Annotated in this window: 1 protein-coding gene; it reads right to left on the bottom strand. The window is 42.9% G+C overall.

What is annotated here, in order from left to right; all coding sequences use genetic code 11:
• Nucleotides 1-50: 50 nt before the first annotated feature.
• Nucleotides 51-1,147, bottom strand: a protein-coding gene (locus A7D23_RS04090; RefSeq protein WP_141690638.1) for an IS3 family transposase whose coding sequence is annotated in 2 segments (ribosomal slippage) — nucleotides 51-901 and nucleotides 901-1,147 — 1,098 coding nt in all. Because the reading frame shifts where the segments join, the coding sequence is not laid out codon by codon here.
• Nucleotides 1,148-1,221: the final 74 nt, after the last annotated feature.

Raw genomic sequence — 1,221 nt, 5'->3', positions numbered from 1 at the left:
GTGACCTTACCCCAAACTCAGTGCAAATTCTATTTAGAGGTTAATCCACTTTATGCGACGGAATCTCGTTGGTTTTCAGTTGCTTGAGCAAATTCTCTAGGACTCCTCATTCCGAGGGAGGAATGAGGACGGCGCTCGTTATATTCTTCACGCCAGGCTTCAATCTTTACCCGAGCGTCATTGAGACTGGTGAACCATTGTTCATTGAGACACTCGTCCCGGAACTTTCCGTTAAAGCTTTCAATAAATCCATTTTCCATTGGTTTACCTGGTCGGATAAAGGCTATGTTGACGTTATTGGCCCCAGTCCAGATGCTCATGGCCTTGCTGGTAAATTCACTTCCATTGTCGGTAATGATCGTCTCCGGTAATCCACGCAGCTCTTTTAACATATCCAGGGTTTTAGCAACTCTAGCTCCATTTATGGATGAATCAACGACTATCCTTATGCATTCCCGGGTGTACAGATCAATAATGTTTAAACAGCGGAATCTCCTGCCGCTGGCAAGGGATTCTGAGACAAAGTCCATGGCCCAGATTTGATTGCTTCTGCTGGGCGTAGGAAGAGACAATCTTAGTGCACCGGATAGTTTTTTCCTTTTCTTTATCCTTAAGGATAAACCGGCTTTTCGATATAACCGTTCCGTCTTCTTATGATTGACGACTAATCCTTCCCGGCGTAAAATCTCATGAAGTCTTCGGCAGCCATATCGACGTTTTTTCTGTGCAAGTTCAGTAAGCTTTTCTATTATGGGACCATCATCTGTACGTCTGCTTATATACCTATAGCTTGTCCGGCTTATTCTGCAGAGCTTGCATGAGCGATTTATGGAAAGCCCAAAGCTTTTCCGCATGTCATTCACGATTCTTCTCTTGACCTCGGGCTTTAATACTTTTTTTCAATCACATATTTTAATGCTTGAATATCCAATGCCTGGTCAGCAACAATCCTTTTCAGTTTGTTGTTCTCCTCTTCCAGAGCCCGTAAGCGTTTGAGTTCAGATAATTCAAGATCAGCATACTTCGTTTTCCAGTTGTAATAGGTGGCATCGCTGATCCCATATTTACGACAGGTTTCAGCGACCTTGGCTCCGGCTTCTACTTCTTTCAGAATGGCTATGATTTTTTCTTCCGGATATTTTTTCATTTTCTCATCCCCCATGTGCTTATTTTATTCGATTTCTCTAAATAAAGCTTGCACATTTTTTGGGGGACAGGTCA

The organism is Dehalobacter sp. TeCB1 (assembly GCF_001707455.1).
Lineage (GTDB): Bacteria > Bacillota > Desulfitobacteriia > Desulfitobacteriales > Syntrophobotulaceae > Dehalobacter > Dehalobacter restrictus.
The sequence above is the reverse complement of the archived record's forward strand: the minus strand, read 5'-3'. Positions and strand labels throughout refer to the sequence as shown.